This window comes from Marinobacter alexandrii, assembly GCF_005871205.1.
Taxonomy (GTDB): domain Bacteria; phylum Pseudomonadota; class Gammaproteobacteria; order Pseudomonadales; family Oleiphilaceae; genus Marinobacter; species Marinobacter alexandrii.
In genome coordinates, this window is sequence record NZ_SWKM01000011.1 from 1,020,966 (window position 1) to 1,036,004 (window position 15,039).

The 15,039-nt window shown below is 57.9% G+C and carries 15 protein-coding genes; 6 read left to right on the top strand and 9 right to left on the bottom strand.

The annotated features are described in order from the left end of the window. The first annotated feature begins 184 nt into the window (after window positions 1–184). The 5 genes from FCS96_RS05130 to FCS96_RS05150 all read left to right on the top strand — a co-directional run bounded on the left by FCS96_RS05130 (window position 185) and on the right by FCS96_RS05150 (window position 5,577). The gene (locus FCS96_RS05130; RefSeq protein ID WP_138439134.1) at window positions 185–1,420 is read left to right on the top strand and encodes an NADH:flavin oxidoreductase/NADH oxidase family protein; all 1,236 of its coding nucleotides are present in this window, start codon (window positions 185–187) and stop codon (window positions 1,418–1,420) included. Between the two features lie 74 nt (window positions 1,421–1,494). Then, window positions 1,495–2,157 carry an NAD-dependent epimerase/dehydratase family protein gene (locus FCS96_RS05135; protein ID WP_228264041.1) on the top strand — a complete coding sequence of 221 codons (663 nt, stop codon included), beginning with the start codon at window positions 1,495–1,497 and terminating at the stop codon, window positions 2,155–2,157. 248 nt (window positions 2,158–2,405) lie between these two features. Continuing rightward, the gene (locus FCS96_RS05140) at window positions 2,406–3,674 is read left to right on the top strand and encodes a CaiB/BaiF CoA transferase family protein (protein WP_138439136.1); all 1,269 of its coding nucleotides are present in this window, start codon (window positions 2,406–2,408) and stop codon (window positions 3,672–3,674) included. Window positions 3,675–3,705: 31 nt separating this feature from the next. Further along, window positions 3,706–4,584, top strand: a complete 879-nt coding sequence (locus FCS96_RS05145; protein WP_138439137.1) for an enoyl-CoA hydratase — start codon at window positions 3,706–3,708, stop codon at window positions 4,582–4,584. Window positions 4,585–4,800: 216 nt separating this feature from the next. Then, on the top strand, window positions 4,801–5,577 hold the full coding sequence (locus tag FCS96_RS05150; RefSeq protein WP_138439138.1) for an IclR family transcriptional regulator: 777 nt from the start codon (window positions 4,801–4,803) through the stop codon (window positions 5,575–5,577). 54 nt (window positions 5,578–5,631) lie between these two features. Here the strand turns inward: FCS96_RS05150 and FCS96_RS05155 are convergent, their stop codons facing one another. Both FCS96_RS05155 and FCS96_RS05160 read right to left on the bottom strand, forming a co-directional pair. Then, on the bottom strand, window positions 5,632–7,299 hold the full coding sequence (locus FCS96_RS05155; protein WP_138439139.1) for a GMC family oxidoreductase: 1,668 nt from the start codon (window positions 7,297–7,299) through the stop codon (window positions 5,632–5,634). Window positions 7,300–7,325: 26 nt separating this feature from the next. Continuing rightward, a complete protein-coding gene (locus FCS96_RS05160; RefSeq protein ID WP_138439140.1) occupies window positions 7,326–8,837 on the bottom strand; it encodes a CoA-acylating methylmalonate-semialdehyde dehydrogenase in 1,512 nt (503 codons plus the stop codon). Between the two features lie 186 nt (window positions 8,838–9,023). On the opposite strand from FCS96_RS05160, the gene FCS96_RS05165 reads away from it, so the two are divergent. Beyond that, complete coding sequence (locus FCS96_RS05165) at window positions 9,024–9,986, top strand: LysR family transcriptional regulator (protein WP_138439141.1); 963 nt, start codon at window positions 9,024–9,026, stop codon at window positions 9,984–9,986. Here FCS96_RS05165 and FCS96_RS05170 read toward each other — a convergent pair. The 7 genes from FCS96_RS05170 to FCS96_RS05205 form a co-directional block, all read right to left on the bottom strand. Then, a complete protein-coding gene (locus FCS96_RS05170) occupies window positions 9,936–10,094 on the bottom strand; it encodes a ZIP family metal transporter (protein WP_228264017.1) in 159 nt (52 codons plus the stop codon). The genes FCS96_RS05165 and FCS96_RS05170 overlap by 51 nt on opposite strands. 150 nt (window positions 10,095–10,244) lie before the next feature. Continuing rightward, on the bottom strand, window positions 10,245–11,345 hold the full coding sequence (locus tag FCS96_RS05175) for an oxidoreductase (RefSeq protein ID WP_138439142.1): 1,101 nt from the start codon (window positions 11,343–11,345) through the stop codon (window positions 10,245–10,247). A gap of 128 nt (window positions 11,346–11,473) precedes the next feature. Continuing rightward, window positions 11,474–11,746, bottom strand: coding sequence for a SelT/SelW/SelH family protein (locus FCS96_RS05180; protein WP_138439143.1), 273 nt, complete (start codon window positions 11,744–11,746; stop codon window positions 11,474–11,476). Between the two features lie 70 nt (window positions 11,747–11,816). Then, a complete protein-coding gene (locus tag FCS96_RS05185) occupies window positions 11,817–12,269 on the bottom strand; it encodes a hypothetical protein (RefSeq protein ID WP_138439144.1) in 453 nt (150 codons plus the stop codon). Beyond that, window positions 12,266–13,972, bottom strand: a complete 1,707-nt coding sequence (locus FCS96_RS05190; RefSeq protein ID WP_138439145.1) for a L,D-transpeptidase family protein — start codon at window positions 13,970–13,972, stop codon at window positions 12,266–12,268. Before FCS96_RS05190 ends, FCS96_RS05185 begins: the two co-directional genes overlap by 4 nt. 309 nt (window positions 13,973–14,281) lie before the next feature. Beyond that, entirely contained in the window at window positions 14,282–14,515 is a 234-nt protein-coding gene (locus tag FCS96_RS20345; RefSeq protein WP_407658075.1) for a response regulator, read from the bottom strand. Between the two features lie 3 nt (window positions 14,516–14,518). Beyond that, window positions 14,519–15,031, bottom strand: coding sequence for a chemotaxis protein (locus tag FCS96_RS05205; protein WP_138439148.1), 513 nt, complete (start codon window positions 15,029–15,031; stop codon window positions 14,519–14,521). Window positions 15,032–15,039: the final 8 nt, after the last annotated feature.

The following is a 15,039-nucleotide window of genomic DNA, read 5'->3' on the forward strand; positions in this document are numbered from 1 at the left end:
TTGTCAGCTTTGCACCGGGCTTCCCCTTTAGGATGTCCGGTGCTTTTTTATTTCCCCGGCATAAATCCCGGGTCCCTCGCACTTCTACTGCCTGCGCCACTGTTTTCTACCCGCCTCCCCCCATGAGCGATTTTTCCGACGGGATGGTAGGCTACTTCCAATCCAAATATGAGGTTTAGTCGATATGAGCGCATCTGTGTTCGATGCTTTTACCCTGCCATCCGGCCACACCCTGAAGAATCGCCTGGTCAAAGCGGCGATGGAGGAGAATATGGCAGCGCCGGGGCAACTGCCTGGCGACGACCTGTTTAATCTCTATGACCAGTGGGCGGCGGGTGAAACTGGCCTGCTGATTACCGGCAATGTCATGGTGGACAGGCTGGCCATGACCGGTCCAGGTGGGGTGGCGCTTGAGCGTGACACGCCGTTGGCACCGTTCAAGGAGTGGGCGGCGGTCGCCCATGGCAAGGCTGCCAGCATCTGGATGCAGATCAATCATCCGGGCCGACAGGTGTTTCGGCGTATGGGTGGTCGTAACCTGGCGCCGTCGGCGGTTGGCTTGGATCTGGGCAAGCATTCGTCCTTGTTTGATGTTCCCAAGGCAATGTCCGAGGAAGAAATCGAAGACGTGATCCAGCGTTTTGCCGACACTGCGGTGCAGGCGCAGAACGCCGGTTTTGACGGTGTCGAAATCCACGCTGCCCATGGCTATCTGCTGGCCCAGTTTTTGTCACCGCTGAGCAACAAACGCTCGGACCGCTGGGGTGGTTCCCTGGAGAATCGGGCTAGGTTACTGCGCGAAGTGGTGACTCGAATTCGAGCTGCGGTTAAACCCGGATTTGCCGTGGCAGTGAAACTCAATTCGGCGGATTTCCAGCGTGGCGGTTTCGAGCTGAGCGATGCCCGTGAAGTGCTGGCGTCGCTGGAGGGGCTGGGTGTTGATCTGGTCGAGTTGTCCGGTGGCAGTTACGAGTCACCGGCGATGCAGGGTCGTACCGCCGATGGCCGCACCCTGGCCCGGGAGGCCTATTTCCTGGAATTTGCCCAGGCCCTTACCGATGCCTCGACCATCCCATTGATGGTCACCGGCGGTGTGCGCCGGTTGTCCGTGGCGCAGGAAGTATTGAATTCCGGTGTGGCCCTGGTGGGCATGGCGACCGCGCTGGCGCAGACTCCCGATCTGCCACGGCAATGGTCCACCGATGCCGAGGCCAGCGGCGAGATTTTGCAGGCGCGCTGGAAAGACAAGACGCTATCGGGTCTGGCCAATATGGCCATGGTTCGGCGTCAGTTGCGCAGGATGGGCGACGGGCTCCCGCCGGCCCGCCGATTATCAGCCATACTGTCGGTGGTTCTCGATCAGTATCGACTGGCCAAGCTGACCCGTTCGTATCGCAAGGCGCTTGGTCTGGATCAGTAAGTTACCGGTTGAAAGAGTACGGACCAGAACAGCAATCCACTAGAGTGAGTTTAGGAGGCAATGCGTTGAACGTCATGGTACTGGGAGCCACCGGACTGACAGGGGCGGCAGTGGTCGAGAAACTGCTGGAACGGCCGGAGGTGACTTCGGTGATAGCGCCGGTGCGTCGCCGGGTTGGCCTTGAACACCACAAGCTGATCCAGCATCAGGTGGATTTTGACGATCTGGAGGCCAGTGCTGATCTGTTCGCCGTAGATGTAATCGTTTGCTGTCTGGGCACCACCATCAAGAAGGCAGGCTCGCGCGAGCAGTTCCGTAAGGTGGATTTCGGCTACAGCCTGGAGGCCGCGCGCCTGGGTCGAGCAGCCGGTGCCCGGGCGTTCATTTTGATGTCCGCCATTGGCGCGTCCTCGGATTCCACCATTTTCTATAACAGGGTCAAGGGCGAACTCGAAGACGCAGTGCGCGAACTCGGCTACCCCTACCTTTCGGTCTACCATCCCAGCCTGTTGCTCGGTGATCGGCAGGAACAGCGCACCGCCGAAGCCCTGGGTATCAAGCTGATGCCCCTGGTGAATCGGGTCTTGCTCGGCCCGCTGGAAAAATACCGTGGCGTGCAGGCGGCCACCGTGGCTCAGGCCATGGCCAACGAAGTCTGTGCACTGGGAACGGAAGCACCAGCGGAACCTGTCCAGCACCTGCGCGATTATCCCGAGATCCAGAAACTGGCGGGCTAGCCCGCCTTACTTTCCGGCCAGAATCCAGCCTTCGGTTCGGCAGAGTGAGCATTCTGTAACTAAGTAAGTGCCGATCAGCAATTGATCGGTTTGTTTGAACACCTCTCCGCTTTTCCCTCCCCACACTCATGACCAAGAAGCCCGTTTGAAAATTTGACGGGAGTGATTGATTTTTGATCGACTCTAAAATACGATACGTTTTGTATCGTTTTAAGAAATTAACAACAACGAAATAGCGGAGAGCTTTTATGGCTCAATCGAACGAAACAGAAAACAAACCAGGCCCTCTTTCCGGAATAACTGTGCTGGATTTTTCTCGTGTGCTTGCCGGCCCCTATTGCACCATGGTCCTGGCCGATTTGGGTGCTCGGGTAATCAAGGTGGAGCGATTTGGCACCGGTGATGACACCCGCGCATTCGGACCTTTTGTTAACGAAGAGTCCGCCTATTTCATGTGTTTCAATCGCGGCAAGGAAAGCATATCGCTGGATATCAAATCGCCGCGCGACCGTGAGCTGCTGGAGCGTCTCCTGGACAGCAGCGACGTCTTGGTTGAGAACTTTCGTCCCGGCGTCATGGAGCGTCTCGGGTACGGTCCGGAGCGACTCGCGAAGACGCATCCCCACATCGTTTACACCTCAATCTCCGGCTTTGGCCACAGCGGCCCGTTCAGTGAACTGCCAGGCTATGACATGGTGGTTCAGGCCATGGGGGGCGTGATGAGTTTGACTGGTTGGCCCGATGGCGAGCCTGCACGTGTGGGTACCAGCTTTGGCGATTTGGGAGCAGCGCTGTTCGGCGTCGTGGGTATTCTGGCTGCACTGCACAGCCGAAACCGGGATGCTCAAGGTTCTCGTGTCGACATTGGTATGCTCGATTGCCAGGCGGCACTCATGGAAACCGCTCTGGCACGCTACGACGTCGAGGGCAAGGTTCCGACGCGCACAGGCGACAATCACCCCTCGCTTGCTCCTTTCGAAACCTTTATGGCGGAGGACGGAAAGTTCGTAATCTGTGCGGGTAATGACACCTTGTTTTTGCTGATGGCTGATGCGCTCGGCTCGCCCCAGATGGCCCTAAAGCCAGAGTTTCTGACTAACGATTTGCGAGTGCAAAATCGAGCGCAGCTGGTCAAGGACGTGGAGAAGATCACCACATCAAAACCCATGCAGCACTGGATTGACGCTTTGAATGAGGCCGGTGTTCCGTGTGCTCCGATCAATACCATTGATCGACTCTTCAGCAACCCGCAGCTTCTTGCCCGAAACATGATCGTCAAAGTAAAAGGCGAGGGTGATCGGGCTGTCAGAACCGCGGGGAATCCTATCAAGATGAGCACGATGTCCGAAATAGATCCTGAATCGCCAATTCGGGCACCGAGGCTCAATGAACATCGCGAGGCTATTCTGGCGGAATTGATGACCAAGTGCGGCGCCTATGCACCGACATCGCGTGCGCGCTCTGAGGCGGACGAGATCGAGGAAAACTCATTCTGTGAAACAGCCGCGAAAGCATAACGCTCCACATCCGAGACATAGAGGAAAAACCATGAAAACAAAAACCAACACTGTATCCAAGGAAGAGCAGGCCGATACCTCCCGCGAACAGGCCACGGCTCAGAAAGCGTCGAACGAAGAGGCAAAGCCGGCGGCTGATTCACCTGAAACCATCTTTGTTGAGCGTCGCGACCGCGTCGGTATCATCACGCTCCATCGCCCCAAGAGCCTGAACGCTCTGAACCGGCAATTGGCCCGCGAGGTGCTCCAGGCGCTCAAATCCTTTGACGCAGACGACAATGTCGGTGCGATCGTTATCACTGGCAGTGCGCGGGCGTTTGCCGCAGGTGCCGATATCGAAGAGATGGCGAACCTGACGTACGCTGAGTTTTACTGTGACGATATCTTCGCGCCCTGGGATGAGCTGCGTTCAATCAGCAAGCCTATTATTGCAGCAGTTGGTGGCTACGCTCTGGGTGGCGGTTGTGAGTTGGCACTTATGTGCGATTTCATTATTGCTGCTGAGGATGCTCAGTTTGGCCAGCCGGAAATCAAGTTGGGCATTCTGCCTGGGATTGGCGGTTCTCAACGCCTTGCCAACGCTGTCGGTAAAGCCATGGCCATGGACTTGATTCTGACGGGGCGGACTATTGACGTTCACGAAGCGAAAGCCGTGGGCATGGTGGCGCGGGTTGTGCCCTCAAACGAGTTACTGCAGACCGCTCTTGAGGCCGCGCATACCATCGCCGGTTACAACTGCCCCGCGGTCCGTATGGCGAAGGAGTCCGTTAATGTTGCCTTCGAAACCAGTCTGACAGAAGGCATGCGCCACGAGCGTCGTCTGTTCCAGGCCGCTTTCGCCACCGAGGGCCAAAAAGAGGGAATGCATGCCTTTATCGCCAAGCGGGCACCTGTGTTCCGGCATCGCTAGTAGACGGGTCGCCTTCAGCGTTTGAATTTTGTACCCACCGTCACCGAAAGGTGGCGGTGTCCTTTCTGAGTATCCATCTTGCTACACAGACCGTTCCCCCGGTTTTTCCATACCGTCTTGCCCAAGTCCTCCCGGTGCTTCGCTCTACGCTTAATATTTTTCTGAGAAGCAATGCCTGCTTATAATGAGCGCACATATTCAGTGGCAGGTAAGAGCATGGCAGTACAGCGCAGAGAAAAAGGCTCGGCGATAGGCCGGGCGTTGGAAATAATAGAGTCGGTTTCTCGCGCCGAGCGCCCCTTAAGCCCAGCGGATCTTGCCCTCCAGCTGGGCATCCCCAAACCCAGCGTGCATCGTATTTTGCAACAACTGGAAAGTGAGGGTTACCTGCAAACGAATATGCGTGGGTTGTTGGTGCCTGCAGACAGGCTTCATAACATTGCACTCGGTGTGCTTTACGCAAGCCGTTTCAAGGCCCTGCGCCAGGCTATTCTGAAGAGGTTGACGGCCGAGGTGGGCGAGACCTGCGGGATAGCGATCCCGGATGGTACCGAGATGATTTACTACGATCGGGTGCAGACCAACTGGCCGCTCCAGGTGCATTTGCCCATTGGTAGCCGCACCCCGATATGGTGCACGGCCAGCGGTAAGCTGTATCTGAGTTCGTTGGAAAATGATCGGCGGCACCGCCTGATCCATAACCTGCCTCTCGAAAAGCGGGCCAGGAACACCTTAACGGCACCGGACGAACTGGAGTCGGCTCTGCTCGCGATTGCCGAAACAGAGCAGGGCTTGGATAACGAGGAGTTTATTGACGGCATGGTCGCGTTCGCCGTGCCGATCAAGGACAAAGAAGGGCGTTTGTTTGCTTGCCTGTTTGCCCATGCGCCCATTCTCAGGAAGAGCCTGGATGAACTGCTGGAATACGAACCCCTGCTCAGGCAAGCGGCTTTGGAACTGGGCGAACTAATTGTAGACGACCAGTCGAATTAACTGTGGCCAATAGGTACACGAACACCCTCCAAGCCGGTGGCTCGGAGGGTGTTGTTATTTGCTTTCCAGGATCCAGCTGGCTGCCTTTTCCGCAATCATCAAGGTCGGGGAATTGGTGTTGCCACTGGTGATGGTTGGCATCACGCCTGCGTCTACGACTCGCAGTCCGGCAACGCCCCGAACTCTGAGTTTCGGGTCCACTACCGCCATGTGGTCATCCTCCCGACCCATGCGGGTGGTGCCCACCGGATGGAAGATGGTGGTGCCGATGTCGCCGGCCAGTTTCGCAAGCTCGTCGTCAGTTTGGTACTGAGCGCCCGGTTTGAATTCCTCCGGTTGATACTTGGCAAACGCCTGCTGTTCAGCAATACGACGGGTGACCCTGAGAGAATCCGCTGCCACTTTCCGGTCTTCCTCAGTGCTCAGATAATTGGGAGCGATCGCCGGCGCAGTTTTAGAGTCGCGGCTGCGGATCCGCACCGTGCCACGGCTGGTCGGGTTGAGGTTGCAGACGCTGGCGGTAATGGCCGGGAAGTCGTGCAACGGCTGCCCAAACGCGTCCAGGCTCAGGGGCTGTACGTGGTACTCAATATTCGCGTGCTTGTACTCTTCAGAGCTTCGTGTGAACAGGCACAGTTGAGATGGTGCCATGCTCATTGGACCTGAGCGTTTGATCAGATACTCCAGACCAATTCGTGCTTTTCCGGTGAGCGAGTTGGCCATGGTGTTCAGGGTCTTAGCGCCGTGCACCTTGTACACCGAACGGATCTGCAGGTGATCCTGCAGGTTTTCACCCACACCGGGCAGATCGGCCACAACCGGAATATCATGCTCTCGGAGCAGGTCTGCCGGTCCAATTCCTGACAGTTGCAGCAACTGGGGCGAGCCGATGGCGCCGGCTGACAGAATGACTTCCCGGCTGGCGTGCGCCGTAAGCTCGCCTTCTCCGGGGCGCTCCACCAGAACGCCCGTGCAGCGGGGTTTTTCACCTGCCGACATTTCCAGTTCCATCACATGCGTGGAATGCCACAGGGTCAGGTTAGGGCGTTTTTCGGCGGCGCGCAGGAAGGCCTTTGACGTATTCCAGCGCCAACCGGAGCGTTGGTTTACTTCAAAATAGTCGACGCCTTCGTTATCGCCACGATTGAAGTCACGGGTGCGGGGAATACCGGCCTGCACACAAGCATCGGCAAAGTCCTCCAGAACCTTCCACTTCAGGCGCTGATGCTCAATCCGCCATTCGCCGCCGTGGCCATGGTATTTCTGGTGCTCCGGGTCGGCGTCGCCGCCGTCATCCAGACGATAGTGGTCTTCGTGGCGCATGAAGTCGGGCAGGCAGTTGTCCCAGCGCCAGTCCGGCTCGCCGGTTACCTCGGCCCAGTGGTCGTAATCCCGGGCCTGGCCGCGAATGTACAGCATGCCATTGATGCTGGAGCAGCCGCCCAGGGTCTTGCCCCGGGGATAGATCAAAGACCGGCCGTTCAGGCCGGGATCCGGCTCAGTGCGAAACCGCCAGTCGGTACGAGGGTTGTCGATGCAGTAGAGGTAGCCCACTGGAATATGAATCCAGTGGTAGTTGTCCCGGCCGCCGGCCTCGATTAGCAGGACCCGGTTGGCCGGATCCGCGCTCAGACGATTGGCCAGCAGGCAGCCGGCTGAGCCGGCCCCTACAACGATGTAGTCGAAATCGAGCTGGCCCTGAGCATTGTTGTTGTCGGACATAGCCTGTCTCCCGGAGCGTGTTCGCGTTATTTGGCGGTTGGCATAGCGAATTCAGCACCGGCATCAATGGAGTCTGACCAGCGCTGCATGATGGATTTTTGGCGAGTGTAGAACTTCACGCCTTCTTCGCCATAGGCGTGGGTGTCGCCAAACATCGAGCGCTTCCAACCACCAAAGCCGTGCCATGCCATCGGCACAGGGATAGGCACATTGATGCCGACCATGCCAATCTGAATGCGACGACCGAATTCACGGGCCACGCTGCCGCTCTCAGTGAAGCAGCTGACACCGTTGCCAAATTCGTGCTCGTTGATCAAACGGATTGCCGTAGCTACGTCTGGAACGCGGACGCACGCCAGAACCGGGCCGAAAATTTCCTCTTTGTAGATGGTCATCTCCGGCGTTACGTGGTCGAACAGACTGCCGCCCATCCAGAAACCTTCATCGCAGCCATCGCCAGTGGTGCCGGCGTCAAACTCACGGCCGTCTACGATCAGTTCGGCACCTTCAGCCACACCCTTGTCAATGTAGCCGGTAATGCGCTGGTGCGCCGCGGCACTGACGATCGGACCCATCTCGGCGTCCAGCTCCATGCCGTTTTTCACCTTCAGGCTGCGCGCTCGCTCGGCCAGTCGGGGAATGATCTTATCGGCAACGTCGCCCACTAACACAGCAACGCTGATGGCCATACACCGTTCCCCGGCACTGCCGTAGCCGGCACCGATTAGGGCGTCTACTGCTTTGTCCAGATCCGCGTCGGGCATTACCACCATGTGGTTCTTGGCACCGCCCAGAGCCTGGATGCGCTTGCCGTGGTGGGCGCCGTTTTCGTAGATCAGGTTGGCAATCGGGGTGGAACCGACAAAGCTCAAGGCCATGACGTCCGGGTGTTCAATCAGGGCTTCTACGGCACCCTTGTCGCCTTGCACAACATTAAATACGCCATCGGGCAAACCCGCCTGTTGGAGCAAGTCGGCAATCATCAGGGAGGCGCTGGGATCGATCGGGCTAGGCTTGAGCACGAACGTGTTGCCAGCGGCGATCGCCACCGGGAACATCCACATCGGCACCATGACCGGGAAGTTGAACGGAGTGATGCCGGCAACCACGCCCAGAGGTTGGCGCATGGTCCAGTTGTCGATCCCGGTACTGACCTGGTCGGTGTAATCACCTTTTAGCAACTGCGGAATGCCACAGGCGAACTCGACAATGTCGATACCCCGGGCCACTTCGCCTTGGGCATCGGTAAAGACCTTTCCGTGCTCGCGGGTGATGGCTTCAGCCAGTTCGTCTTTGTGCTGGTTAAGCAGCGCCAGAAATCTGAACATAACGCGGGCACGCCGAATCGGCGGGGTATCTGCCCAGCTTGGGAAAGCGGCGGAAGCGGCGGCAACAGCCTGGTCAACATCGTCACGGTTGGCGAGAACTACTTGGCCCGAGACCTTACCAGTGGCCGGATTGAAAACTTCTTGGTTTTGGCCGGAGCTGCCCTCTGAAATTTGCCCATTGATATAATGCTGGATCGTTGGATTGCTCATAGTTGCCTCTTTCCTGTTTTCGGTTCAGTTTGTTGTATGTTTCTTTGAGGCCCTTTTTGCATGGCCCTAAGTGAGTCTGGTGAAGAATTGAACAGATAATTTACGGCCCGTTTTGGACTGAGGCAATTGAATTATTCTAAACCATGATATAAGTATTACTTATATTGCGGTCTGCGAGGAATGGTTATGCAACACCTGCAAGGATTACGTGCATTTGTAGCGGTGGCCCGCGAGGGCAGTGTCTCGAGGGCTGCGGATCGTCTGCATCTGACACAGCCCGCCGTCAGTCTCAAATTGAAGCAGCTGCAGGACGATCTGGGGCTCAAGCTGTTCCGGCGCAAACCCCAGGGCCTGGTGCTCACCGCCGACGGCCAGAGCTTGCTGCCGGTGGCGGAAAAGGCCCTGGCCGGGTTGGCCGCATTTGATCAGAGTGCCCGTGCCCTGCACAGCACGATTCGGGGGCGGCTCAAGATTGGCACCATTGTGGACCCGGAATTTATCCGGCTTGGAGCTTTTCTGCACCGGCTGGTGGCCAGGGCACCGCAGCTTGAAACCGAGTTGCATCAGGGTATGAGCGGCCGGGTGCTGGAGCAGGTGCGCAATGGCAGTCTCGATGTTGGCTACTTCCTGGCCCCACCGGGCGCAGGTCCGGCGGGGCCCGAGCTGATGCACCGTGAACTGACCCGGTTCGATTACCACGTGATTGCACCGGCTGGCTGGGCTGCACGGCTATCCGATACGCGCTGGTCCAGCCTGGCGGCGCTGCCCTGGATCGTGACGCCGGAGGATTCGGTACACAACCGATTGCTGGCCAGTGTTATGGAACCCGAGGGGCTGGTGCCCCAGGGTGTGGCCCAGGTGGATCAGGAGGCCTGCATGCTGGACCTGGTTCGGGCCGGGGTAGGGCTCAGTCTGGCGCGAGACGCTTTGGCCATGGCCGAGCGCCAGGAGCGGGGCCTGGTGGTGGCGGAAGGAGTGCGAATCCCCTGCGCCCTCAGCTTTATCTGGCGCCGGGACCGCGAGCACGAGCCGGTCATCGCCGAGGCCCTGGAGGCCCTGGCAGGTGTCTGGCTGCTCGAGGGCCTCGGCTCGGCGGGTTTAGCCGAGCGTGGCATCCAGAAACATCATGATCACAAAACCGACCAATAGCGAGAAGGTGGCCAGGGTTTTGTAAGAGTTCCGGTGGGTTTCCGGAATAATTTCGTTGCTGATGATGAACAGCATGGCACCGGCGGCAAAGCCCAGGGTCCAGGGCATGATTGGCTCCGCCAGCCACACCAGTGCCGCTCCGAAAAGACCGCCTATCTTAAGGCTGACTTGAACGAAGAAATCATAGATGGGGTTTAATCAAACGACGAACCCCCGGAGCTTTCACTCCGGGGGTTCGTCGTTAGCAAGGCGTGCGGATTAGGCCGCCTGCTTGCGACGCCAGGCCAGCTCATTCTCGATGGTGGCCTTGGGCTGCAGCATGGCAAAGTCGATATCATCGATCTCCTTGCCGTCCTTCAGGCGCTGGACGAAGTCCGGATTAGCCAGCGCTTTCTTGCCGACAGCCAGCAGCGATCCCGGGTACGCGGCAGCGCGATCCTGGTGGTTGGTCTCGTCGATACCGCCGTTGATGATCAGTTCAATACCGTCGACATCGGCGACCACGTCGGCCAGCGATTTATCACCCTCAACGAAGGGCGCTCGATGGACGTCACCGTCGGTGGTGTGGATGAAGTCAGCACCAGCATCCCGAACGGCCTCGGTAATCTGGCGGAAACCGGTTTCGCCCTCGGGCAGCTGGTAGTCAGGATCGGTCACCGCGACCTGCGACAGGCGAATGCCCACGGCAAAGTCGTCACCGACCGCCGCTCGTACGGCTTTGATGGTTTCCACCACCACGTGCAGACGGTTCTCCAGGCTGCCACCGTAGGAATCTTCGCGACGGTTGAAGTAGGTGCTCAGGAACTGATTCAGCAGGTAACCGTTGGCTCCGTGCAGTTCGATGCCGTCGAACCCTGCGGTTTTGGCGTTGACCGCGGCGTTAGCGAAGCCGTCGATCGCGAATTTGATGTCGGCCTCAGTCATCACTTGTGGCGTTTGCCACTCAGACTGGTCACCGTAGAACCCAAGGGGCGCGCCTTTCGGCTGCACGGCACTGGGAGCGAGCGGCTGATCGGTGTAGTGATTGGCTTGGAACTGGGCCCCGGCATGCATGAGCTGTGCAATCACTTTGCCACCCGCCGCGTGAATGCGTTCCACGATGGTTTTCCAACCTTTGATGTGCGCGTCGTTAACCAGGCCTGGCTGATTGGCGTAACCTTGGCTGGCGCCATCATCGGTGTAAGTGCCTTCGGTGATCAACAGGCCAAACCCGCCTTTGGCATAAGCTTCGTAATGGTCCGCCATCAGCTCGTTGGGGGTGCCGTCGGCGTCAGCGCTGGTCCGGGTCATGGGCGCGAGCGCAAAGCGGTTGGCCATGGTCAGGTTGGTAAATCGGGTGTTCTGCATCACGTCGGTCATCTAGTTCCTCCCATTCTTGATCGAGTGTTCAATTACGAATGATCCGCGCCAGCAGTTCAGGTTTAAAGCGATTTGTTCCGATGAAGCCGGTCAGATATTTTGAGCAAGATGGGGAAAATACCGTCAGATCAATGATCGGAATGGCCTAGTGAGCGCTCTGGGTCGATCTCATCCCGAACAAGCTGCTTGAGCTTGGTGATTTCGGGGAAACCCTGCTGGTCTTTTCGAGACCAGATGCGGGTGCCATTTACCCACACCTCGAAGATTCCACCGGTTCCTGGGTGCAGCGTGAGTTCGTCGAGTTGGCCTTCAAAGGTGGTGAGCAGTTCCTGCGCCATCCAGGCTGAGCGCAGCAGCCAGCGGCAACCGGTGCAGTAGTGGATGTCGACGCGGTTGGTCATAGCCGGGTACTCCTGATGTATTGGGGTGGATTTGCGTGCTGATTGGCACCGGGCTGAGGGTGCCGACAATTCAGTTGGTTTTGTAGGTCGGGTAGGTGGAGCGCGATAGGGTTGGCTCGCAGCCGACAACATCCCGGGCCTGTTTGTGAGCATGAAGATACCAGCGCTTTCCCGGTTTGGAAAAGGTCTGGTCGGTGATTTGGAATGCCACCGTTTCCATGGTCTGGGGGATGGGAGAGCCGTCGGCGTGGCGGTAGACACAGCTGGTGCTTAGCGTCAGTGGTGTCGCCACCGGTAACTCGATAAAGCCATTATCGGTGACGGCGGGCGGCGTGCCGGCCACAGAGAGCACCTTCAAACAGGGCCCGTAATGGTTTTTTTCAAGTTCTTGCAGGTATTCGCTCAGGCAATGCTGCGCACTCAGGAAAACGGTGTTGCGCTCTGTGCCTTGCGGTGTGTCGGGCAGCGATTGGCACCCGGACACGATCAGAATCAACGTCAGAATAGCGAGGGTGCGTGTCATGGTTGCTCCGTGTTGTCCTTGGTTTGGGGCTCCTGATAGGTGATCGCAGCCGGTGTCAGGCCATGGGTGCCGCCCGATGAATTCTCCCGGAGACGCGCGAGCAAACGGCTATCACGATTATAGATGTCATTGCGGAACTGCAGCCGCCCCCGGTCATCGACCCAGGCGGTCCAATACTGAATGTAGACGGGTACTGGCTCAGGTAACAAGATAGTTTTTGGTTGGTTGGAGCCGACCATGTTGTGGATGCGCTCCTGGTTCCAGTGTGGGGCGCCTGAAAGTAATTGCTCCGCCAGTGCGAACGGTTGCTCCACCCGGATACAGCCGGAACTGAAGGAGCGATCCACCCGGCCAAAAAGCTCCCGTGATGGTGTGTCGTGAAGGTAAACGTCGTATTGGTTCGGGAACATGAACTTGATCCGACCGAGTGCATTGTTGGGGCCGGGGGCCTGCACCAACTGGTAAGGGAAGTTGTCCGGTGACAGTGTGCCCCAATTTATGGTGGCCGGGTCGATCTGTTGCCGATCGGCGCCCCAGCCCCTGTAGACTTTCATGTTCAGGCGCTGAAGGTAATCCGGGTCGCGGATAATCTGGGGCAGCTGATCCTCGATCATCAGTCGGCGCGGCACGGTCCAGGTCGGGTTTACCACCAGGTAGCGGATCCGGTCACTGAACACCGGGGTCTGGCGGAACGGTCGGCCGACAATCACTCGTTGGCGGAGCAGCTCGACGCCCTGATCCATCATTTTCAACTCGTAGCCGGCAATATTAACCAAGACGAACCGTGCTCCCAGTGACTCCGGCAGCCAGCGCCAGCGCTCCAGGCTGGCATCGATCCGATGCACTCGTTCGATGGGCAGCAGGTTAATCGCCGCCAAGGTGGCCGGGCCAATAATACCGTCGGGTTCCAGACCATGGCGGGCCTGAAATAGCGGTAGTGCGGTCTCAAGTTCTTCGCCGTAAAGGCTGGGATCAGTCGGATCAACCGAACCGGAGAGGTCACCGAGGGCGGTTAACCGCCGCCGGATTTCGATCAGCCGGTGGTCCTGGTCGCCGGGGCGGATGGCAGGCCCGGCGGGGATGGGTAGCCAGGGTTGGCCCAATAGGCCAGCCATGGTCTGGCGGGCCCGAACCAGCCTGAGGTAATCGGAATGAGCCGGGCGCAGGGACTCCACGGCTGCGCCAATGTCACCATTGACCAGAGCCGCTGCGAGCACCTGGTCCATATTCCGTTGTCGCCGGTTCGCCGTCCATTCGGCGTGAATAGTGTTTGGACTGACCTTGCCCTCGAGCAGGTGCGAGCCAAGCATCAGGAAGGCGTCGGAAAACAGCAGGTCCAGATCGGCCTGGAGGTCGGCCGGAAGGTCTTGCAAGGGGCGGCTCGACAGCTCCGCCAGGACATCGGCGTGATAATCCCTCGGGTCCAAGCCATCGCCGCTGGCCGATTCGATGGCCTCAAGTAGTTGGTGGCGCTGTTCGGCACTGCGCCAGGCCCGCTTATAGCCATTGGCGGCGTAAAAGTTGGAAAGTGCTTGCCGTGCCAGAAGGCGGTTACCCAACACCTCCACGGTAAATCCCGCGTCCAGCGCCTCAATTCGAGCAACAAGGGATTCGTTGGCTTTGGCAGATGAAGAAAACCAGGGGCAAAGGGCAACAACGAGCACCAACGCCAGAGCATTGGTGGCGGCTTTCAGTCCGGGCATGGGGCCCCTCCGATTCTTCCCTGAACAACATCAGATGACTACAAACGACTTGGATATTGGACGTTACCAGAGCCCCATTTGTTCCCCCGCCGGGCGGCGGAACAGGTCATTTCGCAGGGGTTCGGCCTGGTGAAGGTTCAGTCCAAGCCGTTTCGGTGACGGCGGAGGAGAGCATATCCGATGTGGCGCTGTATAGTTGGCGAAACCAGAGCAGGCAAAACCCTGGGAAGAAGATGATCGTTCGGAGGCATAAGGCGCGCCTAGGGGCGTCTTAAAACAATGGTAGTCCACGCCCTGAACCAAAACGCGTCACCCATTGGCTCTGGTCGCTCCGACAGTCTCCATTACAAAGTTCGCAAGCTTATCGGGATCAAACTTCCTAAGGAATCCATCGGCTCCGACTTTTTCCACCAAGGCTTTGTTGAAAACACCAGTAAGCGAGCTGTGCAAAACAACGGGAATACCAGACATGGCTGGATTAGCCTTTACGTTCGATACAAACGTGTAACCATCCATCCTTGGCATTTCAATGTCTGAGATAATCGCCTAATAAGCATCCGAAAGCGACTTCCCCTCAGCGATAATTTGTTCCAGATGAAGGTAGGCCTGTTCACCGTCATTAAAGGTTTCAACTCTTAGCCCCATGTCGGTAAGAACACGAGTCAGTTGCCGTCGTGCTACTGAGGAGTCATCGATAACCAGTATGGGATAAAATTCCTTGCCATCGTTTGTCCATTGTCGGCTTTTCTCGGATACCGTTTCAGATAGCTTGCCGCCCATATTGGGCGCAAGCTCTGCCAAAACCCGTTCGACATCAAGAATGCCCACAATGGTGGCATCTAACTGGGTGGTCGCCGTCAGATAGTGCCCGCCGGGAAGACCGTTTGGTGGTGGGATTATGTCCGTCCAGCTACGATTCACGATGCGATCGACACTCTTCACCAGGAAGGCCCGAATTTTCTGGTTGTATTCGCTCACAATGAGCAACGGTCTGGTCGCACCCTCAGAGACCGTATCTCTCTGGAGAGCCAGGGCGGCCTCGCGCAAACCGCCAGCCACCCCTTCTT